The organism is Thiofilum flexile DSM 14609, assembly GCF_000380185.1.
Taxonomy (GTDB): domain Bacteria; phylum Pseudomonadota; class Gammaproteobacteria; order Thiotrichales; family Thiotrichaceae; genus Thiofilum; species Thiofilum flexile.
On the sequence record NZ_KB904791.1, the window covers coordinates 134,980 to 156,199 of the forward strand.

Sequence of the window (21,220 nt, forward strand, 5' to 3'; positions counted from 1 at the left end):
AAGCGCTTTAAGCTTATACTCAAAGCGCTTATTAGGGCTAAGCCATATTCTGTGCAGCAAAATCCCAATTGATTAGTTTATCTAAAACAGCCGTGACATAATCCGCACGCTTATTTTGATAATCCAGATAATAGGCATGTTCCCAAACATCGATGGTTAATAAGGGTTTTAAGCCATCGGTTAAAGGGGTATTGGCATTGCCCGTTTTGACCACTTTAAGTTTATCACCGTCTTTTACTAACCATGCCCAACCACTACCAAATTGACTAGTAGCCGCCTTTTGTAGCTCGGCTTTGGCGGCATCCACACTGCCAAAAGACTCTTCTAATTTCGCTTTTAAAGCTGCTGGCGGTTCACCACCGCCATTAGGCTTTAAGCTATTCCAATAAAAAGTATGATTCCACACTTGTGCCGCATTATTAAAAATGGCGGTATTATCCTCTTTGCCCACGGTCTCAGTAATGATTTTCTCTAAAGTTAGATCAGCAAAGGGTGTACCTGGAATGAGTTTATTTAAGTTATCGACATAGGCTTTATGATGTTTGCCATAATGGAAGCCCATGGTATTCGCCGAAATCACTGGCTCTAGCGCATTATCCGCATAAGGTAAGGTGGGCAGTGTAATAGGCGTCGACTCAGCACGTGCCATTTTCGCCCACGACCCTAAAGTAGAACCTGCGATTAAACCCGCGCCTAGCATTAAAAACTTACGCCGACTCATTATCGTATTCGGTACAGACAGGGTAGCCATAATAAAACTCCTTTTTTAGTTCATGAGGCCAACTAAGGTGACCTATGCAATAGGTGTGCATCCACAATACCCTATCACCTCTTTAGTTTATCCCATCAAAACCACTTGTGCTTATTACAGTAATAAGACTAGGTTTAAAAGCCAGCCTGTTCTCACACCGCTCCCTAATACTCGCCGCGTTGAAGTTTGTGAATAGGTAAGGTGGCTTGATTACGCAAGGCATGAGCCACAACAGTACTCAGTAATAATGCGCCACAGACCAAAGCAAATAGGCTGACAGTTATGCTCACCTGCCATTGATGTACTGTTATGGCAATAAAACCCCAAACTGCCACTAATGAGGCCTCACGCATATTGCGATACTGTGTCCACAATAAATAAGCACTCGTGATGGCAGCTAAAGCCAAGATGGCCCAAGTTTCGGCGCTAAATAGCGGCGGAGTGATAAAAGCGGTACTGAGTAATACGGCTATATTTAAGGGTAATGCTAAGGTAATCCAACCGATATAAATACAAATCGGCCACCAGACCCAAAAGATAATTCTCACCGGCGCATCCCACAGCTCCAAGCGTAAACTCACAACCAATTGGAATAAAGCGCCCCACAGTCCTAAGATTAGCAATGCCGATAAACCTATTTCATGATTAACCCAAGCGATAATCCATAGGGCATTCAATACATTACTCAATGCAAACCAGATAGAGGCCGGTTCTAAAGACTGCGCATCATCACCTTGTTGATGCGATTTCCATTGATAAGCTAGAAAGCCAATCAAGAGTAAATAAATGAGTCCCCAAATACTAAACGCATAACCTGCTGGCGTCAGTAGCGTGGTATAGCGAGCGCTAACCTCTGCCACATTTACGCCAAAACTGCCTGAACTCCCCGCGATATTAACCAAAATCATTAGGATAAAGGTGGCTATATTCAGCCACAATAAGTGAGTATTAGTAAGCTTCATAGCGATTCCTGTGTTGGGTAAATATGCTCTAAGCATAAGCTAATTTTTAGTGAATTATCGCTTATTATTGTGGTCACTCCATGAGCTAATAACAGCAAAGGAACACTAGGTTCCTTTGCTATCGATGTAGGGGATTAGACTCTACAAACTAAACCAATAACTCTAAATCCATCAAACATTGTTTGATTCTTGCTTTATTGACAGCACTTAATGGCAGCATAGGCAGGCGTACTTCTTCACTACATAAACCTAATAAAGACGCCGCATATTTAGCACCACTTGGATTAGGTTCACAGAATAAGGCTTGATGTAAGGGTACTAGGCGCTCGTGTATCGCTAAGGCTTGGCGATAATCGCCTTGAGCACAGGCGTTTTGTAATTGAGCACATAATTGTGGGGCAATATTGGCGGTTACTGAAATACAACCTTTCCCACCTAAGACATGATAAGCCAACGCATTCATATCATCACCAGAGAAATAGGCAAAAGGTTTATGAATCAATTGGCGTTCTTGGCTAATCCGCGTTATATCGCCCGTGGCATCTTTTACTCCCATCACTCGCGGTAATTCAGCGATGCGTGCCATGGTTTCAGGCTTAATATCGACAATGGTGCGGGGTGGAATATTATAGATAATAATCGGTAAATCAGTGTGATCATGCAGGTATTTGAAATGCTGATATAAACCTTCTTGAGAGGGGCGATTATAATAACCTGCCACACATAATACCCCATCCGCCCCCTGCTCTTGTGCATATTGAGCATAATGCACGGCCTCTAGTGGGTTATTAGAACCCGCCCCGGCAAGCACGGGAATACGCCCTGCGACTTCCTCAATGACGATTTTCACGACTGCCTCATGTTCCGCCGTGCTCACAGTCGAGGACTCGCCCGTCGTACCCATAGGAATCAGGCCATGAGTCCCCTGCTCAATATGCCAATTCACCATATGCCGTAAAGCTTTCTCGTCAACCTCGCCCTCACGAAAGGGGGTAATAAGCGCCACATACGAACCACTAAACATTGTCTTATCCTCTACATCACTAAATTAACAGCAAAAAAAAAGCCTGACCTCGATTGCTGCGGTCAGGCTTTTATGTATTTGAGCATTATTAAATACGTAAGCTACCCATCACCGCAGAGTATGCAGCGTTTGTTCTTCTTTGCGACAGTGGCTAAGAACACAAACATGAAGGGCTTTTTCCATAGTTAATAAAGTGAGGGGAGTGTAAAACTATCCGTAGAACTTTGGCAAGCGGCATCACTCATTGATGGCTAAATCACACCCCTAAACGGTTAGCTGCCGCCCAAACACTCCCCATAGCGTAAGCGGCTTGGGTTAAATTATGCGCTGTTTCCGGCAGTGCTTCGCTCAAACTCATGGGGCGCGGGGTAATACTAAATGCGGCATCAATGCCTAACTTATTTAACTCTATTGCATCAGTGCTCAAAGCACCCGCTACAGCAATCACCGGTATGCCATAACGTTTAGCCCGCTGAGCAACCCCCAAAGGTGTCTTACCATAAGCGGTTTGATAATCTAAGCGTCCCTCGCCGGTGATCACTAAATCAGCATCCTTGACTAAAGCATCAAATTGCATAGCATCTAAAATGAGATCAATACCCGGCTTTAATGTTGCCGGACAAAAGCCTAATAATCCCGCCCCCAAGCCCCCTGCTGCTCCGGCTCCGGCTAGAGTGCTGACGGTTTTTCCCGTCACGTGCTTAATAACAGCGCCCCACTGCGCCAAGGCTTGATCCAGTAATTGAACTTGCTCTGCTGTAGCTCCTTTTTGTGGCCCAAAAATCGCCGACGCCCCCGTCGTTCCCGTCAGAGGATTAGTCACATCACAGGCCACCTCAAACTGGCATTGTGCGATACGGCTATCAAAGTACTGAGTATTAATAGTCTGCAACTGAGCTAAAGCCGCGCCCCCGCGAGCTAACTCATGTCCTTGTTCATCAAGTAGCTGCAAACCCAAGGCTTGTAATAGTCCTGCCCCACCATCATTGGTGGCACTACCCCCTAAACCAATAATGAAATGGCGCAAACCTTTGTCTAAGGCGGCTTTAATTAATTGCCCCATACCATAGGTCGTGGTCAATAGAGGATTACGTAATGCAACCGGCACTACATGCAAACCGGCAGCGGCGGCGGTTTCAATCACTGCTGTTTTGCCATTGCCAAGTATGCCCCATTGGGTTGTTAAGCGATGACCGAGCGGATCTGTTACTGTTTCAGTCACTAATTGCCCTTGAGTAGCTCGCACTAAAGCCTCGGTAGTCCCCTCCCCACCATCTGCCACGGGGGCGAGGATTAATTCGGCATTAGGAAGAGCTAAACGCAAACCCGCTGCCAGTGCTTCTGCCACACCTAACGCGCTTAAGCTTTCTTTAAAGGAATCGGGGGCAATCACAATCTTCATATAATAATCCGCTCCACCTCGGTAATAGAGATCGCATCACTATTCCTATCGTATAGCTTCGTAGTGCGGGGTGACTCATGGGCAGCCATTTGCTGCGCTTTTTCGAGCGTGCCACCATTACTTAAATAGGTCGTGATACCCGTGCCCCGAAACGAGTGATTACAAATCGGGGTATTAATCCCCGCCGCTACCGCCCGCCGGCGTACCATACTCCACGCACAGACTTGACGCATGGCGTTTTGCGTCATAATCCCACTATTGCCCTTAAACGTACGAAACAACGGCGTATTAGGCTGATCGGCAAGCTTTGCTGCTTGAATATACTGATCTAAATACTGCTCTAGTTGATGGTGCGCGGGCATTTCATGGTACTTCCCCCCCTTTTCATGCAAACGAATCCACCAGCGCTTACCATTCGGGTAATAATCTTCTACCTGCATGGCTAAAGCGGCACCAATACGTGCAAAGCTGTAGACCATCAAGGCAATTAAAGCGCGATCCCGTAGCCCAATGAGTTCATCGGTAGGAATACTGTCCAAAAGTAAACGTGTATCTTCCGCACTCAAAATCGGCGTTTTGCCACGAGTCACCTGATGGCGTGGCCCGCGTACGGGATGCGCTGGATTATGCGCGAGTATTTGCCCGATCACTAACCAGTCAAATAAAGCCCGAATCGCGGCTAAATGTTGTTTGACCGTAGGGGCTGAGGTGTGGCGCTGTAAAGCCTCAATATAAGTGGCAATATGCACCGAACTGAGGGTCTCTAGGGCTAAGCCTTTGGAGTGCGCCCAGCTAAAAAACTGAGAAATTGCGGTGTGATAAGCGCGGCGCGTATTGAGGTTGCGAATCGTAGCAGTAAAAAACTCAATAAACCGATACTGTGCCTCTTCACCTGCCTGAGTAATGAGCACCGGCAGGTTGTTTTGTGGAGCGAACGAAAGCGTATTCACACGAGTACTTAGGGTCATAACGAGTTTTTCCAATACAACTAAACCACAGGATTGATGCTAAGCACCTGCTAACACCTTAGCAGTACGAGGTGACTTGGTAAAGGTAAGCGGATAGTTCTTCCGCAGTCGCTGTAAATACATCCTTGTACGCTACAAGGCGGCATCCATGCCGCCAAGACTGCTCCAGAACTATCCGCTTACCTTCGCTGCTGCATTAGCCATTCATCCTACGCAGCCACTCCCTAACCGTTGCTCGATCCGGTAAAGCCTCCATGACAAAATCGGTTAAGCGTTCTAAATCTGCCTCAGAAATCACGCTAGGGTCAGCCTGTAAATGACGCTTAGGATCGGTAAAGCGTTGTTGTGCTTCAGGTTGTTCAATCAAATCCCCTAATAGCTCCTCTAATAAATCGGCTCGACTTGGCGCTCTAAACCCAACCGAATAGGTCATACACTCACCCAGAGCGACCCCATAATGCGGCACATTAGGAGGCAAATAGAGCAAATCCCCAGCCTCTACTACCCACTCTTGTTCTGGCACAAAATCACGCATAATGCGTAAATCGAGATTAGGAATAAAATTTTCCTCACTCACCGCTTGAGTGCTAATTTGCCAACGCCGCTGCCCTAATCCTTGTAATAAAAACACATCATAAGCGTCAATATGTGGCCCTACTGAACCACCTTCGACTGCATAACTAATCATTAAATCGTCAATACGCCAATCGGGAATAAAACGAAATGGGGCAATAATAGCTTGTAATTCCGGCAGAATTTCATTCATATCATTGACTAATAAAGTCCAGTGCGTCGCCGGTAGCTTTGTAAAATCGCGCTTGCGTAAGGGCGAATGATGCACTTCCCAAGGCGTTTTACCCCCCTTTTCCTGTACCAAACGCGCCGTATCCACATCGCAAGCAATACCCGCTAATTCATCGGGTGTGACGGGGCTAGTAAAATTCGGGAACACTTGGCGCATGAGCAGCGGCTTTTGCTGCCAATATTCCGCTAAAAACTGCTCAACAGAAATTTCGCCTAAATGAGTGAGAATCGTGTCAGACATCACAGTAAACATCATGTTTAAAAAGTGTAGTATAATGACATAGGGCTAGATTCAGCTATAAGGAGCTTATGGGTGCGTGATTATAAAAATTTACAGGGGCAATCTGGTGTTAAACGTTATGCTATTGCAGATGACGCTATGCTTGTTGAATTTAACAGAGGCGGCATCTATCTCTATACTGCTGCCATGATAGGCGAGGAAAAGCTTGAGCAAATGAAACAATTAGCGGAAATAGGTCAAGGCTTAAATACCTTTATTAGCCGCCATGTTGATCAAGCATTTAGTCATCGATTTGATTAGGGACTGACTATGGGCTGGAGTCTTTTAGTTGCTATGGGTGTTATGTTAATTATTTTTGCCAGTGCGGTATTAGTCATTGGTGCGATTCGGCATTTTTTCCCTATGGTAGAACCCATGATTCCCGAATCCTTTAAAAAAGGTCTAAGTTTTCAATACGGTGCTTATTACCTCTTAGCAGGCTTATTACTGATGCTAATAGGCACAGCATAAATAACTGCACCTAAGCGTATTTAAATCAAAAGAATCTATTTACGGATGAATAGGTTCTATAAATCCAATCGATACATCTGAAGACGGGCAATCTGCTAACTTAGATACATTAATATAGGAACCATCCGCTTTACGTATAAAGGTATATGCAAGATCTACCTCTTTATTGTTCAGCTTCAGCGACCAATAGGTTTCTCCACCCGACTCACTAGCGACAACCGCTAAGGATTTCACTACTTGTGGCTTTTGGCTAAAAAAATCTTTATCGCCACAAGGCTCACAAAACTCAATATAAGTACTATTTGGTTTAATATAATCTAGTGCCCTTGCCATTTGCTCTGGCTCAATTAGCTGGCATTGGTCGGCCTGTAGCGTAGGTGCTGACAACGCTACTGTGATCAGTAAACCCAGAATTAATTTAGCTTTCATCCCCTCTACCTCCCTAAACTAAAAAACTATAATTGCATCGTATTTTAGTACGAAATCTACAGATTGCTTTACTAAATGAGGGTGAAATGTTAGAGCGTCATGTGGTGAACACATCTCTATTAGCAGAAAAATAAGGGGCAGCGTCCTTGCTGCCAAAATCGCTGTAGGTAGCTAGAGCTAAACATAAAAAACCCCCTATCATTGGCAATTTAATAGGGGTAGGGCAGTATACTCAGTTCAGCTCGTAAGCTACTGAGTGAACATAAACAAAAACTATCTCTAAAGGGGTATTTAAAACAAAAACACTAGCTACACAAAACACTATCAACAGTAAGTCACTAAATACTGACTCAAAGTCAGCGTTCATATTAACTAAAAAAATTAACAGTGTCTATTTAGTAGATTAAACTCAATAAAATTTTACTATTTCGGTAAATTATTTAAAGTTCCTAATCCACTGATGCTAATAATGACTAATTAATTGATATTTTTAAAGGAATAGAATTAGCAGGCCAAATAGTAAAATTTTCATGTTGATTTCTATATTTTAAAACCCTGCCAAATATAAATGACAAGTAGGGTATTATAATTAACTATTTTGCAAAATTTCTGCGTGTATTTTTAACAAAAAATAAAGATATGCAAGCAATAATGGAGGGGTCTAAGCAGGTAACTTACCCTAAAATTATCAGCTAACTTTAGGGTATAGGGTCGTTGACTCCCCGTCTTAGGCTAAAGCGGGCGTTTTATCCCCTGCTTTTTCAGTTAGATACATGACAAAGCGATTATTTTTATCGACTAAAATAGCCTTAGGTTCAACAGGCTTATCAGACAGTTCAAAACCCATGACAATAATTTCTTCGCCCTGTTTGATCAGATGGGCTGCTGCTCCATTCACACACATTACCCCCGACCCGCGCTCCCCGCGAATAGTGTAGGTTTCCAGCCGTGCTCCTGAGGTATTACTCACCACTAGCACCTTCTCCCCTATATCCAGCCCGCATTGATCCAATAGATCCTCGTCAATGGTAATGCTCCCGACATACTCCACATTCGCCTCAGTTACCGTGGCTTTATGAATTTTAGAGCGTAAATACCAACGCATAATGGTGGACTCCTATTCTCAAGGTATTAAACAATAGGCAACATAGTACGGTAGCATCCGCACTGCAACAAATTACCCGTAATCAGTGGCTGCATAATAGACTCAACCATAGGAAATAATGACGTGAAACACTTGCCAATACTGGCTTTCTGGCTGCTAGGATTCATCTGGGGCAGCAATTTTATTTATATGAAACAGGCGTCAGTCCTGATTCTACCGGAGCAAATTGTATTACTACGGGTATTATTCGGATTCGTCCCCGTACTCACTTATGCCCTGCTCATTGGCGCTTTGCAACGGCGGCATTTACGTTATGCTCATCATTTTCTAGTCATGTCGGTATTAGCAACAGCGGCCTATTATTACGGGTTTGCTAAGGGGACAGCGCTACTACCCTCAGGGATTGCTGGAGCACTGAGTGGTTCCATTCCGATCTTTGCGCTCTTACTGGCTTTGCTTTTTATTCCTAATGAACGTGCTACTTGGCAGCGGGTGTTGGGACTGGTGGCGGGATTTTCTGGGGTGTTATTAATTGCCGATCCTTTTAGTGCTGATCTAGGGGGTGGTAAAGCCGCAGGGGTTCTCTACATGGTGCTAGGCTCACTGAGCTTAGGCGCTTCATTTATCTATGCAAAAAAATATCTCAGCCCATTAGGTATTGCACCAGCAGCACTAACCACTTATCAGCTTGGGCTAGCGCTACCGATTTTAGGGTTTTTCACCCGCCTTGAGGGCATCGGTAATATTTTGCAAAGCCCTCAGGCTACTTGGGGATTGATTATTGGACTGGGTCTGCTCGGCACGGGATTGGCCTATCTAATTTACTATTATATTGTTGATAAATTAGGAGCCGTGACCGCCGCTTCTGCGACTTATATTCCGCCTGTAGTGGCACTTGCCATCGGAGCGATTATTGTGGGCGAGCCTATTACAGCAAAGGATTATTTAGCAGCCATTTTGATCTTTATTGCAGTAATATTGATCAGCATGAAAACGCGCCCTGTTACCCTACCTGTAGCCGCTAAAGTCGCTGATTAGGTAAGACAAGGAACTCACCCCCCGTTACTAGGTATCACTTATCGGCGAATTGATGTTGGCCTACTAGCGGGTGGAGCACAAACCCCAAAATTCCAGTGCCTTACTCCCCGTAAACAAGTACCCGTACTGATTGGAGGCACTACCGGGCTGGATCATAATGGAGGGATAGAGTTACGGTTTACGGTTGAAGACTCGCTATTTATGCAACTCAAAGGGGCTAACCTCCAGCACTCAGAGCATGTATAACCTCTATCATATAGGGAGTTAGCTAGTGAAACAGCTATAATTTCCTAACGATTACTAACAAACTAATCCGCCTTTTAAACACAATAGGGAACAAGCTTTATGAATCAAGATGACCAAATGCTTCAGATGATTCGTGCTGCCTTTGCAGATTGCCCTCGACCGGAGCACTTCACCAATTACCAGCATTGTGAAGAGTGCTATGAACATGATGAAACGCTTCGCAACAATAACCTCGAAACCTTATCTATTGAGCAGGTTGGCAATACGGGCTGGGATCCTATCTGTTTTATCTCACCTGCTGGCTTTGTTTATTACTTTCCAGCGTTAGCTCGTATTGCACTTGCTGAGTCACTCGACTATCCCTATCTGCTTCAATTACTGTTCCATCTCAACGATCCAGTGGGCTACAAACATAGGTTACATTGCACACCTGTACAGCGAAAGGCTGTTATTGCATTTCTTGGTTATATAATCGACAGCAGAGCAGAGCTTCTTGATCACTATGACAGTAGCGATGAGGCTCTGTCCGCATGGGGGGCTTGGGCATCAGCTCCTAAAACAGACAATACCTAGCCGATCTGCCACCGAATCCCGTATGCATAAATCAATCCCTCCCCTTCCACTGCCGGCATACCCCTGTTTATACACTAATAGACTGTTACAATAACGGTAGGGTATCTCTATCGTAGCTATGAACTTACCTTGCTTAGCGGGTGGGGAAACCGATCACTGTACCTGTGAGTGAGCCGCTCTATGATTTTGCGCCTGACATTAATGTCCTGCTACAAAGCCATTTGTTTGGTGATCTATTTGGGCGCGGAATACTGGATTACAAAAATCGAGAACTTGTCACCATCTCCGCATTGGCGAGTGTTGCGGGTCTAGAACCACAGCTACGATCATACCTTAATGTTGGACTCAATACCGGCCTGACCAAAAAACAGCTAGCAGAACTAGGTAGTGTGATCGGGCAAGTTGTGGGTAAACCGGAGGCTACCAAGGTTGAACAACTACTACAGGCAATACAGTAAAGCCAGTACTCCCCTCTGAATTACAAAAGCTATTATGAAGTAATAGGCAGCTTTTCTTCATTCCGTATTTGGATGACCACAGAAAATGAAGCCGACTGCAAAAGTGTCGGGAATATTTTTTAACGCTCATGATGTTATAGGTTGATAATATTGGTTATGCTATAGCCAATCGATCAAGGGAGTAGTGTCATGATTAAGCTGGAATTATCAAGTGTTCTTGCTCAGTTACGTGAGGAAATTGCCGAGTCCCAACAGCAGGCTGAAGGTCAAGATATTCGTTTTAAGGTCAAGAATATCGATGTTGAGTTGCAGGTAGCGGTGGACTGGGAGTTTAGTGGTAAGGGTGGTGGCAAGATCAAGTTCTGGGTGGTTGATGTAAATGCGGAGGGTTCATCTAAATACACAAGAGCCAGAACGCACAAAATAAGATTGACGCTGGAACCGACGGACGCCAAAAATCCTGATCGGGATGGCAATCCGGGTGAGTTGCTTACTCGTGATAAAGAATAATGGATACTCGGCTGATCGCCAAGGTATTGTCTACTGACAAGGATGGTGAATGTTCGGTTGGCACGGGCTACCCCATTGCTGAAAATCTGCTGATTACGGCATGGCATGTGGTGGTGTTTGCTGAGCGGGATGAGAGCATTCCTATTAGACTGGAGTGGCCTGATCTTGGGTATGAGGACGCTGAGGCAGAGATCATCTATGCAGGGGGGAGCCTTGAGTGTGATATTGCGGTTCTAAAATGTAAAACCCCGCCGAATATGCAGTTGCTACCATCTCTTCTGGCGCGACGGATGCCTAAGGAGCATGAACCTTGGGCGACACGCGGCTATCCACGCTTTAGCAAGTCACTGGATACTGGTGGTAAACGTAAATTATCTCCTGCAATGGGTACATTTTTCCCACCGGACCAGAACTGTCCAAAAAGTCATTTGCTCTCTCAAGGTAATCCGTTAGAAAAAGGAGACTGGAGTGGAATTTCTGGTGCGCCTGTGTTTCATGAGGAAACGCTTTACGGAGTAATTTCCAGCGTTCCGACACAGGTAGATGAGCGCTTTACGGTGATACTGATTCCTTGGTTGTTACAGGGTGATAATGCCCCTAAGTTTCAGCAAGCGATACAAGTAGCAACTGATGCTGCCATTGCCAAGCTCAGTGCTTATTTGAACAGACTGCTAATCGCTGAAATTGCGCGTGAAATTGCGAAGCCGGGGGCAGCTTTGCTGGACAAGTTTCGGGGGCATTTTGAGCGCCAAAATGATTCCGCAGGTGATATTGCTGCTTATCTCGTCGATGGCAAGCAGATTGACTCAGTACAGCAGGCCATCATTCAGCTAAATCAGATGTCAACTAAACTCAGGCTTTGGGGGAAAGATAACCCGGTAGGTTGGAAATATTATTTACAGCAAATAGAAACGATTTGTGGCTGGTTATTGCTGAAAACCATATCACCGCAATGGTGGTTGCAGCACGCAGAGGATTTTCAGGGTAAAAAGGGCAGTACCCTGACCCATCAGGTGGTGCTGGAGTCGCCTGCTTATATTGAAGTTTTGGTGTCTCGCAGTTTCGGACAGCCAGCACGTTATACACTCGATAAGTATCATAAGCCACGTCCATATGATGATGAGTATGATATTTTACTGTTTGATGCTAATGCCTGCAATGCAGTCAACTATGAGCTACTGATTCCCGTGCTAAAGGATTTGTACCACAATCCGCCCAGTATACGTGATTACGGAAACTCGGATTTAGAAGATTTGCTGAGTGACATCGAAGATGCCGCCTTGGGTTTGGTAGAAGCCCGTGGTGGCAAGATTATCTATTATCTGGTTTCAAATGATTATTTGATGTTATTAAGGGAACAACATTGGTTTCCGAAGGCAGAAAAACGGCTGTCACCCTGCATACGCTTCATATGTTGCGGCAGTGCAGGGGATAATCATCATCATTCGCCGTGTGTGGAAAGTGAAAGTCAGCGTGAATTATTGCGTCAGGTGGGTACTTTGTTGCGCATGTCAAAGGAGTAAAGAAAAATGGCAGGCACACTTCAATTAAAGAATTTTATTCCTGAGCAGCTAACGATCAAAAATCCAGCTAAAAATCTGCATCATGTTTTCGAGGAACAGGACTGCTATGCCCTATGGGCAGCCTATGCCTCAGGGAGACCGTTGTTATTACGCGGCGCACCTGGCACGGGCAAAAGCCAGATGGCAAAGGCCATTGCTGAGCAATTGGGTTGGGCGTTCGTGAGCGAGGTGATTCAGGGTAATACCGAGCTGAGTGATCTGCACTGGCATTTTGATGCGGTGGCAAGATTAGGTGAGGCACAGGTTCAAGCAGGGCAAGTTGATAGGGATAAATTACAGGAGATCCTTAATCCACGTCGATTTTTAGCACCGGGCGCTTTCTGGTGGGCTTATGACTGGTGTTCTGCACGCAAGCAGTATCCGCAGTGTGCCACACAGTTGCGTCCAATGCCTGCTTGTCCTGAAAGCTGGGATGAGCAGCGGGGCGGAGTGGTGCTGTTGCTGGATGAGATTGATAAAGCCGAGCCAGATTTACCGAATGGCTTGCTGGAAACACTGGGGCAGTATCAGTTTAATGTTCCGTTTTTAAGTCATGAATCATATAACAGCACAGACAAAGCAGATGTGCTGCACAACCCGATCAGGGCTGACCCCAAACGCTTATTGGTGATCATTACCACCAATGAGGAGCGCGAGTTACCGCGTGCCTTTGTACGTCGCTGTCTGGTACATACATTGAAAATGGAAAACTCTGATGAGTGGTATCAGGACGAACAACTTCTGAAATCACCTGAGCCGCGTCTCCAAAAGCGTCATCATTGGCTGATCGAGCGCGGACGTTTGCACTTTGGCGCAGCAGTTTCGGAGCAGGCTTATTTTCTGGCGGCAAAATTACTATGGGATGATCGGGATGCCAATCCGCATAGCCTATACCCTCCCGGTCTAGCGGAGTACATTGATCTATTGACCGCTATACACACGCTTAAGCCATCCGAGCAGGAAGATCGATTGCGGAAGATTGCCGATTACGCACTGAAAAAAGAAGTGAATGTGTAAATGGCCTGGAAACGTTTAGCACAAATCCAATTGGCGGGCGAACCGGCTGAAGTACTGGATCGTTTCTCGCAAGTATTAGGTTATGAGGCGCGAACAAATAAAAATTCAGACAAGACCCAAGATGAGTATTTAGTACAAAACTTTAATACTTTCGACAAATCTGATGGTGAGCAAAAATCAAGCTTTCACACAGCAACTGCTCAGGATGCTAATGCGTGGTTTCTGCGTATTCGTAAAATCATTCGGAAACAACCAGCAGATGATACTCCTGCCTCTTATTTGTATGATCCAGATTGGCGGTTTACTGCGAAAGATCGTGAGCAGGAGGGTACATATCAGTTCGCCAGTCCACCCGCTTTATTCTCCATCTCTCGTCTAACACCCTTGTTACTAAATGCTCTCGGACAACAGCGTGCCGGTTCGCGACTGAATCATCGTTTATTAACACGGCGTATATCCAAGGGGTTGGTAGTACGGCGGTTGCCGTATTTATTGCGCCAGCGCTGGGCGAAACGTTTGTTAATTCTGGTGGACTGTAACAAACATCTGGAGCCTTACTGGTCTGATTTTGCCTGGTTAGTGGGGCAATTACGTTGGCAGTTAGGGGAGGAAGCACTACAGGTCTTGCAATTTGATCAGGGGCGACGGGATACCCAACTATGGGTAAAGCCGTGGCCAGCGCAAAAGAAAAAATCGAAATCGACACGATCAATAACAACGTGGTCGCGCTGGCGCTGTGCACCAAGTGCTGTGCCCGTGTTGATTTTAAGTGATTTGGGGGCAGGCGACTCGACGGGAAATGCTGTTGATTTCTGGCAACAGGTTGCAGTGTGTTTGCGTAATCATAATGCTGCTGTGCTGAACCTCAGTCCTTTGCCCCATTCGGTTCGCGACTATGCCATAACGCAGCATTTGCAGCCTACACCCTTCAATGATGGAGTGACCTTGCCGCGTTATCCGGCACGCACGGGCTTTACTCTGGATAATACAGCGATTGCCATGGATAAAATTCTGGCATGGCTGTCTGCTGTGCCGATAGTAGATGTAGGATTATTACGGCGCTTGCGTTTGTTGCTGTGCTGGGGAGCCAGCGATATAGAGGGGGTGATCTGGAATCATGCCGATATACAGCGCACGGCTTTGGGCATTCGGATACGCTCGAATGTTGCCGAAAAATATCAAGCCATTTACCAGAAAGAACTGGCGGGTTCGGAGGTGGCGCAGCATTTTTGGGATGTGGTGGAAAATCATCATCAGGGCGCTTTTACGGGTCTGAAGCGTCTTGAGCAATGGCATCATTGCTTGTTGGAACAGGGAGAAAATCAGGCAGTCCGCGATTATTTACAGCAGCTGGCAGCGAGCATTGCCCAAGGAAAGGAAACACAGGCACAGTACAACGCACTGTTGCAACAGGGGAAAAGCTTTTTGAGTAGCCTACCTGCATTGGTATGGCAGGGTGAGTTTAGTGATTTGGCATATGATCTGTATGCTCTGGTCAATGAGCAAGCGCTGCGGGCAGGACAACTACCTGAGATGCTACCCTCTGGCTTTGAGCTGGAACGTGCTATGCAGCGGGTACTATCACAGAAAGAAAAGCTGGAGCGAGAGCGCTGGCAAGTGGTGCAATGTGGTAGCGAGGGAGAGTTTAGCCTACGGCGCGAGCAGCAGTGGCCGGGTTTGCAGACAACGGTATTGGCTGAGATAGAGTCCTTGCGTGGTTTGCCACCTGTTTTGGATTACCCACCCATTAATGAGGGACGCAAGCAGATTGTTCGTCAGGGAGTGTGTTACACCTTGCCAGAGGGCTTAGTGGGTATTGAATCATCCTCACACTGGTTGGAGTTAGAGGTAGTCAGTAAACCCAGTTGGGCCAGACGTATCTGGCGCAATGCCGAGGGCTTGTTTGCAGAAATCATGTTTGCCGGGCAGAGCTATCAGGTACGCTGGCAAGAGAGACTCGACCAAATCAGGGGCAGTTGGGACTGGACGGGTACACCCTTCGGTTATGATGCTGAGACCATCGATTTGCACCATCCCGATGTAAATTTCTACGCTGACCTTACCATCAAAAACATCACCCAGCGCTTCCGCTGGATCGAGCCCGATACCTTCATGATGGGTTCGCCGAAAGATGAGGAAGGCCGATATGATAATGAGGATCTGCATCAAGTTACCCTGACGCAGGGCTTCTGGCTAGCCGATACCACCGTGACTCAGGCCTTGTGGCAAGGCGTTATGGGTGATAACCCCAGCCACTTTAAAGAGAACTCGAAAAACCCAGTTGAGCAAGTCAGTTGGAATGATTGTCGGCAGTTTATCCGCAAACTCAATAACATGATGTCAGGACTGAACGCGCAGCTTCCTTCTGAGGCGCAATGGGAGTATGCCTGTCGGGCAGGGACTACAACACCTTTTTCTTTCGGCGGTAAAGGCGATTTGAATCAGGAGAAAGTCAATTATTCTGGCAAATGGGATGCTGCTGATTCCAGCGGATCCACCAAACCTGTAAAAAGTTACCCACCGAATGATTGGGGCTTATATGAAATGCACGGTAATGTATTGGAGTGGTGTCAGGATGTTTGGCAGCCTCATTTAGGCAAGCCGGCAGTTACTGAACTGCAGGGGCAGTCGCACGTGATTCGTGGCGGCTCCTGGGCCAACAAGGGGCGAAACTGCCGTTCTGCCTTCCGCCTCTTCAGGAGCACGCCTGACGATCGCGACAGCTACCTTGGCCTACGTCTTTCCCTGGGTCACACTGAGTTCAAGCCGGGCGGAGGAGCCATAATGAGTGGAGTAAGTGTAGAGGTGAACAAGCAGCATCTGGCACAACGCTTGCAGATTCTATTGGGTAGATTCAGGGGTAAATCATGAAACAAAAATTTTTTAAGATTTCCGTTGCTGATCCGCACTGGCGACACGAAAACTTTTGTGGAATGAAGGTAAGTGACCAGATCTTCATCCGGTCTTATCTTCCCTGGCAAGCAAAAAGCAAGGCAATCGGTACGTTAGTAATCTGTGTGGATGCATGGGTGAAAGCCTGTCAACTAGCCGACTTACCAGGGCACCGCCATGCCCCATAACCACCTTTCACCATCCGTCTTCCCCTACACCTGGGCCTCCGATTGGGGGCAGGATCAATACGGCTTGTGGCAGGCATTTACTTACAGAAATGTACGCCATGCCTTCCGCTGGATACCGCCGGGTACATTCATGATGGGTTCGCCAGAAGATGAGGAAGGGCGTTACAACAGGGAAGATCTGCATCAAGTCACCCTGACCAAAGGTTTCTGGCTCGGTGAAACCACCGTGACTCAAGCCCTGTGGCAGGCTGTGCTACAGGAAAATCCTAGCCATTTTCAGGGCAGTGAGCACCCTGTCGAGCGTGTCAGTTGGGACGATTGTCAGCGATTCATTGGCGTTCTGCGTAACATGCACCCGGAATTACAAGTGCGTTTGCCATGGGAGGCCGAGTGGGAGTACGCCTGCCGGGCTGGCACGAAAACACCTTTTTATTTTGGCGGGAAAGCTGACCTGAGCAAGGAAAACGTGAACTATTCAGGTGACTGGGACAAGTGGGGCTATGAGGGTGAAACCAATCCAGTCAAAAGTTATCTACCCAATCCTTGGGGTTTGTATGAAATGCACGGCAATGTGCTTGAGTGGTGTCAAGATGTTTGGCAAGGGAGCTTGGGCAAGCAAACCGTCACTGATCCGCAGGGGCAAGCCGGAGGCGATCCGAAAAGGGCCAAGCGCATGTTTCGTGGCGGCTCTTGGCTCTATGGGGGGCGGCTCTGCCGTTCTTCCTTCCGCTTCAGGCGCGAGCCTGACTTTCGCTATTACAACCTTGGCTTGCGTCTTTCCCTAGGTCACTGAGCGCAGGCCGGGCTGCGGAGCCACAGTGAGCGGCGAGCGTCATCGAGCGGAGGAACGGACAGCTCGGCACCGGGCAACGCCGTTCGGCTCTGAAATGACTACTAAGAATTTGACGATAGGCTCTAGTAGTGCAAACCAAGCGGGTGGATCGCTCGGTGAGTAGACCAATATACGATTTTGCGTCTGACATCAATATCCTGCTGCAAAGCCATTTGTTTGGTGATCTGTTTGGGCGCGGAATACTCGATTACTTTGGCTCAAGTACTTAGCACAATGCCCTCTTTTGCCGCCCACTGTCCTAGATCTTGTTTCATAAGCGTATGCGCCATTAGCTCTGGAAACTGATCTGGGGTACAGGCAAAAGTCGGTACGCCTAGTGCCGCATATTTGGCAGCCATATCATGATCATAAAAGGGCGCTCCCTCATCACTAAGGGCTAATAGTGCGATCACCTGCACCCCTGAGTCCACTAGCTGCGCAGTACGCTTAAGCATTTCCTTACTATTACCCCCCTCATATAGGTCACTGATTAGAATGAGTATGGTATCGTCGGGGCGGGAAATCAGCCCCTGACAATAGCCCAGAGCTCGATTGATATCAGTGCCCCCACCTAACTGTAAACCAAAGAGCAAATCGACCGGATCATCATGTAACTCATCGGTGAGATCAACAATCGAGGTATCGAATACCACCATTTTGGTACTCAGTGCCGGAATCGAAGCCATCACGGCAGCAAAAATGCTGGAATATACCACGGAGGGAGCCATAGAACCGCTTTGGTCAATACATAACACAACATCCTTCAATGCGGCACGTTTGTGCTTGCGCCCATAGCCAATCAGTTTATCCGGTACTATGGTGTTGTAGTCGGGTAGATAATTTTTAATATTAGCGCGGATGGTGCGGTTCCAATCCATCTCTTGCAGGCGCGGACGACGATTGCGTACCGCTCGATTCAGTGCTCCCTTGATCGCCTGCTGCATAGGCTGCTCTAAACGGCGCAATAAATCCTCTACTACCTTATTCACTACCTGACGCGCACTAGCCTTAGTCTTAGCCGGAATCACATCTTTCAGGGAAATCAGGGTCGCCACCAGATGAATATCAGCCTCGACCGCCTCCAGCACCTCCGGCTCTAGCAATAACTGCCGCAAGCCCAGCCGCTCAATAGCATCCTGCTGGATCACGCGCACGACCGAAGACGGGAAATACTGACGAATATCGCCCAGCCAACGGGTGACATTCGGGGCAGAACTTCCCAGACCACCTCGTCTACTGCCATTCGCTTCATCGCCATAAACGGCTGCTAGGCAATTATCCATACCCTGCTCAATAGCGCTTAGGCTACAGCCAATACCATCGGCCTCACCACCGCCTAAAATCAGTCGCCAGCGTTTTTCATGTTGCTCAGTGGGTGTCGTGCTCATAGGTGTTGTGCTCCCTCTAATTAGGCCGTTAGCCCCAGAATGGTGGCTATTAGTGGCAAGGCTGCGGCAGCTCGTGTGGTATCCCTATCGCTAACCACCGCTACAACAGGTGGCATAGCACCCTGCCCTTGTTTAACGCGCTCCCCCATTTGGCGACGTTCAGGTGCGGTGAAAGTAGCAAAGGTACGACGCAATACCGGCAGCAATTGCTGGAAGGTATCCGCATTTAAGCCACCCACCCATTGATCAATCAGCCTCCATAAGGCTTCGTCATAAATCAGCAATTGCCCACTGTCACGCAGGAAACCATCCACCCAACTAGCAGCTTGAGCCGGATCATTAGCGGTGGAGAGTGCCAGACTAAAGCGCCGCGCACTTTCTGCATCATCGAGTACACCGCTTTGTAGTAATAAGCGACAGCAGCGTCCCGCTAGCAGAGGATGCAATCCCTGCTGGTCAATCAGAATATGTAGGGTTCGAGTCCATTGCACCCGAAACTCGTCCTCCGCCAGCAGATTGATAGCTTCCTGCACCGCTTGAATATGCTTGAACATGGCCTCGGCGGCTTCTTCATTTAAAGCGCTACAGGCATTGGGTAGCCCAATACAGATACGCGTAAGCATGCCATTGACGACCTGAGCCACTTGCTCCAGCGAGGTTTGACGCACATCACCATAACGCAACAATCTAGCTAGTTCGGGCAGTGCTTGCATGAGATTTAGCATATCACTGCTGATAGCGGCTTCAGTCTCTAGGCGTTGCATTAGGCTATCTACCGCTTCAGGCAGATTGGCATAAAGAGCATTGTGTACCATGCCCGCGAGCTGCTCTAGTGAAGCCGTATCACGAGCCTGACTAATCAGCCGATTACTAGCTGCCACCGCCAGCGTATTACCCCAAAAACCAGCCTCAATCAAGCAAATGGCAAACTCCGGCTGCCACAGGAGACGCCAGCTTTCCTTAAAAGTACCCTTACCCCGTACTGCATCCCCGCCTTTGCCCCAAGGAATATCCAGTGCGACCAAACGGCGTAATAGGTAACTGCGCTCTAGCTCAGTGGGCTTACGCAAATCCAGTACTAGTTCGGTATCGCTAGCAGAGGGCTTGAGGCGGAGACGTTTTTGCTCTTGTGCTAAATCCTGCTGTAACGGGGTTTGGGGTGTATCCTCTGGCACACTGCCCAACAGCTCACCCACTAACAGTTTGCGCTGCAATAACTGCATGGGAGCCGCATCACCGAATAGCATGACACTCTGCACTGCTTCGTTCATTTCGGTAAGCCCCGGAAGCGGTCGATTACGCATCGCTGCTAAGGTCTGTGCGAGGCGCACCGTCTCAATCACATGGGCGGATGAAATATCCAGCCCCTGCTCCCTGAAGGTATGGGCTATCCGTGTCAGCCAGCGGGTGGTGAGAGTGTTAGAAGAGTCAGGCTGTAACGTAGCCTGCCAAATATGCGCATACCAACCGGGAGCATCCACCCCCGCTCCATAACCACTCGCATTACTCAGGCGTTCATGCGTCCACGGTACCCAAGTAGCGGTGGTTTTAAGTTTGGGCAGATTTTTCAATAAGTCATTATCGGCCTTGGCAGCGGGTAGGATTTGCAAAGCGGGGGCATGCCATGCGCCACACACCACAGCTATGGTAGTGAATCCGTCTTTTTGCGCCTGCCGAATGCACTTACGCATATGAGCCTCGCGTAGCTGTTCGTGCTGACCCTCAGCAGAGTGATGCGGATAATGTGTATCTACCTCCTCACGTAAAGCGCTCATGGCTTCCAGAATGGCCTGAAATAGCTCAGTAGAATCCTGACGCTCCTCGACCATATGCTCCCACCAACGTTCGCTATCCGCATAGCCCGCCGCCTCAGCCAATAAGGCCAGCGGATCACGCCGAATCAACACATCGTGCTCGGAGAGTGATACATCGGTAATGTCTGTTATGGTTGTAACAGGCTCATCCGGTGGATTAACCATTTCCGCCGCTTTGTCGCGGGCAAAACGGTGGCTGACGGGCAAATCAATGAAACGTACGGGTATGTGCTGGCTCAGAGCATAGTGTATGGCCTGCCATTCTGGTGAAAATGCGGCAAAGGGATAATACACCTCACGCTGCGGTTCTTCTGGTGCATAGACCAATAAGGCAACAGGGGGCTGCATTTGCTTATGACTAGCTAACGCTAGAATGTCATCAGCCTCAGGTGGCCCCTCAATTAGAATACAATCCGGCTGAAGCGCTTTTAGTGCTTGTAATAAGCTACGGGCAGAGCCAGGGCCGTGATGACGAATACCAAAAACGTGATGGGGCATAATCATTT

At 47.6% G+C, this 21,220-nt stretch carries 21 protein-coding genes; 11 read left to right on the plus strand and 10 right to left on the minus strand.

Annotated elements, in window-relative coordinates; genetic code table 11:
• Positions 1–37: 37 nt before the first annotated feature.
• The 6 genes from A3IK_RS0114585 to A3IK_RS0114610 form a co-directional block, all read right to left on the minus strand.
• A complete protein-coding gene (locus A3IK_RS0114585) occupies positions 38–751 on the minus strand; it encodes a superoxide dismutase (RefSeq protein ID WP_020560725.1) in 714 nt (237 codons plus the stop codon).
• Between the two features lie 164 nt (positions 752–915).
• A complete protein-coding gene (locus A3IK_RS0114590) occupies positions 916–1,713 on the minus strand; it encodes a tryptophan-rich sensory protein (RefSeq protein ID WP_020560726.1) in 798 nt (265 codons plus the stop codon).
• A 148-nt stretch (positions 1,714–1,861) separates the two neighbouring features.
• Complete coding sequence (gene dapA, locus A3IK_RS0114595) at positions 1,862–2,737, minus strand: 4-hydroxy-tetrahydrodipicolinate synthase (RefSeq protein WP_020560727.1); 876 nt, start codon at positions 2,735–2,737, stop codon at positions 1,862–1,864.
• Between the two features lie 256 nt (positions 2,738–2,993).
• Positions 2,994–4,139 (minus strand): glycerate kinase family protein, encoded by a 1,146-nt coding sequence (locus tag A3IK_RS0114600; RefSeq protein WP_020560728.1) that lies wholly within the window; start codon positions 4,137–4,139, stop codon positions 2,994–2,996.
• Positions 4,136–5,107 carry a tyrosine-type recombinase/integrase gene (locus A3IK_RS0114605; RefSeq protein ID WP_020560729.1) on the minus strand — a complete coding sequence of 324 codons (972 nt, stop codon included), beginning with the start codon at positions 5,105–5,107 and terminating at the stop codon, positions 4,136–4,138. Before A3IK_RS0114605 ends, A3IK_RS0114600 begins: the two co-directional genes overlap by 4 nt.
• A gap of 196 nt (positions 5,108–5,303) precedes the next feature.
• Positions 5,304–6,152, minus strand: a complete 849-nt coding sequence (locus A3IK_RS0114610; protein WP_020560730.1) for a cupin domain-containing protein — start codon at positions 6,150–6,152, stop codon at positions 5,304–5,306.
• 72 nt (positions 6,153–6,224) lie between these two features.
• Here A3IK_RS0114610 and A3IK_RS0114615 point away from each other — a divergent pair, with 72 nt between their 5' ends.
• Complete coding sequence (locus A3IK_RS0114615; RefSeq protein WP_020560731.1) at positions 6,225–6,452, plus strand: hypothetical protein; 228 nt, start codon at positions 6,225–6,227, stop codon at positions 6,450–6,452.
• Between the two features lie 9 nt (positions 6,453–6,461).
• The gene (locus A3IK_RS0114620) at positions 6,462–6,662 is read left to right on the plus strand and encodes a hypothetical protein (protein ID WP_020560732.1); all 201 of its coding nucleotides are present in this window, start codon (positions 6,462–6,464) and stop codon (positions 6,660–6,662) included.
• 39 nt (positions 6,663–6,701) lie between these two features.
• On the opposite strand, the gene A3IK_RS0114625 is transcribed toward A3IK_RS0114620, so the two are convergent.
• Together A3IK_RS0114625 and panD are read right to left on the minus strand one after the other, a co-directional pair.
• The gene (locus A3IK_RS0114625) at positions 6,702–7,091 is read right to left on the minus strand and encodes a hypothetical protein (RefSeq protein WP_020560733.1); all 390 of its coding nucleotides are present in this window, start codon (positions 7,089–7,091) and stop codon (positions 6,702–6,704) included.
• Between the two features lie 727 nt (positions 7,092–7,818).
• Positions 7,819–8,196, minus strand: coding sequence for an aspartate 1-decarboxylase (gene panD, locus A3IK_RS0114630; protein WP_020560734.1), 378 nt, complete (start codon positions 8,194–8,196; stop codon positions 7,819–7,821).
• Between the two features lie 123 nt (positions 8,197–8,319).
• On the opposite strand from panD, the gene A3IK_RS0114635 reads away from it, so the two are divergent.
• From A3IK_RS0114635 to A3IK_RS0114675, 9 genes are all read left to right on the plus strand, one after another.
• Entirely contained in the window at positions 8,320–9,234 is a 915-nt protein-coding gene (locus A3IK_RS0114635) for a DMT family transporter (RefSeq protein ID WP_026220999.1), read from the plus strand.
• A gap of 345 nt (positions 9,235–9,579) precedes the next feature.
• Positions 9,580–10,053 carry a DUF6714 family protein gene (locus A3IK_RS0114640; RefSeq protein ID WP_020560736.1) on the plus strand — a complete coding sequence of 158 codons (474 nt, stop codon included), beginning with the start codon at positions 9,580–9,582 and terminating at the stop codon, positions 10,051–10,053.
• A 140-nt stretch (positions 10,054–10,193) separates the two neighbouring features.
• The gene (locus tag A3IK_RS19650; RefSeq protein ID WP_020560737.1) at positions 10,194–10,511 is read left to right on the plus strand and encodes a carboxymuconolactone decarboxylase family protein; all 318 of its coding nucleotides are present in this window, start codon (positions 10,194–10,196) and stop codon (positions 10,509–10,511) included.
• 189 nt (positions 10,512–10,700) lie between these two features.
• Positions 10,701–11,021 carry a trypco2 family protein gene (locus A3IK_RS19655; RefSeq protein WP_020560738.1) on the plus strand — a complete coding sequence of 107 codons (321 nt, stop codon included), beginning with the start codon at positions 10,701–10,703 and terminating at the stop codon, positions 11,019–11,021.
• Positions 11,021–12,544: a trypsin-like serine peptidase gene (locus A3IK_RS0114655; protein ID WP_020560739.1), complete on the plus strand. Its 1,524-nt coding sequence runs from the start codon at positions 11,021–11,023 to the stop codon at positions 12,542–12,544. The genes A3IK_RS19655 and A3IK_RS0114655 overlap by 1 nt, the downstream gene beginning before the upstream one ends.
• A 6-nt stretch (positions 12,545–12,550) precedes the next feature.
• The gene (locus tag A3IK_RS19660) at positions 12,551–13,600 is read left to right on the plus strand and encodes an AAA family ATPase (RefSeq protein WP_020560740.1); all 1,050 of its coding nucleotides are present in this window, start codon (positions 12,551–12,553) and stop codon (positions 13,598–13,600) included.
• Positions 13,601–16,471 (plus strand): formylglycine-generating enzyme family protein, encoded by a 2,871-nt coding sequence (locus A3IK_RS21785; protein WP_020560741.1) that lies wholly within the window; start codon positions 13,601–13,603, stop codon positions 16,469–16,471.
• Positions 16,468–16,680 (plus strand): hypothetical protein, encoded by a 213-nt coding sequence (locus tag A3IK_RS0114670; protein WP_020560742.1) that lies wholly within the window; start codon positions 16,468–16,470, stop codon positions 16,678–16,680. The genes A3IK_RS21785 and A3IK_RS0114670 overlap by 4 nt, the downstream gene beginning before the upstream one ends.
• The gene (locus A3IK_RS0114675; protein ID WP_020560743.1) at positions 16,670–17,473 is read left to right on the plus strand and encodes a formylglycine-generating enzyme family protein; all 804 of its coding nucleotides are present in this window, start codon (positions 16,670–16,672) and stop codon (positions 17,471–17,473) included. Before A3IK_RS0114670 ends, A3IK_RS0114675 begins: the two co-directional genes overlap by 11 nt.
• A 257-nt stretch (positions 17,474–17,730) precedes the next feature.
• Here the strand turns inward: A3IK_RS0114675 and A3IK_RS0114680 are convergent, their stop codons facing one another.
• Positions 17,731–18,900: a VWA domain-containing protein gene (locus tag A3IK_RS0114680; RefSeq protein ID WP_020560744.1), complete on the minus strand. Its 1,170-nt coding sequence runs from the start codon at positions 18,898–18,900 to the stop codon at positions 17,731–17,733.
• Between the two features lie 20 nt (positions 18,901–18,920).
• The gene (locus tag A3IK_RS0114685; protein WP_026221000.1) at positions 18,921–21,212 is read right to left on the minus strand and encodes a DUF5682 family protein; all 2,292 of its coding nucleotides are present in this window, start codon (positions 21,210–21,212) and stop codon (positions 18,921–18,923) included.
• Positions 21,213–21,220 lie beyond the last annotated feature (8 nt).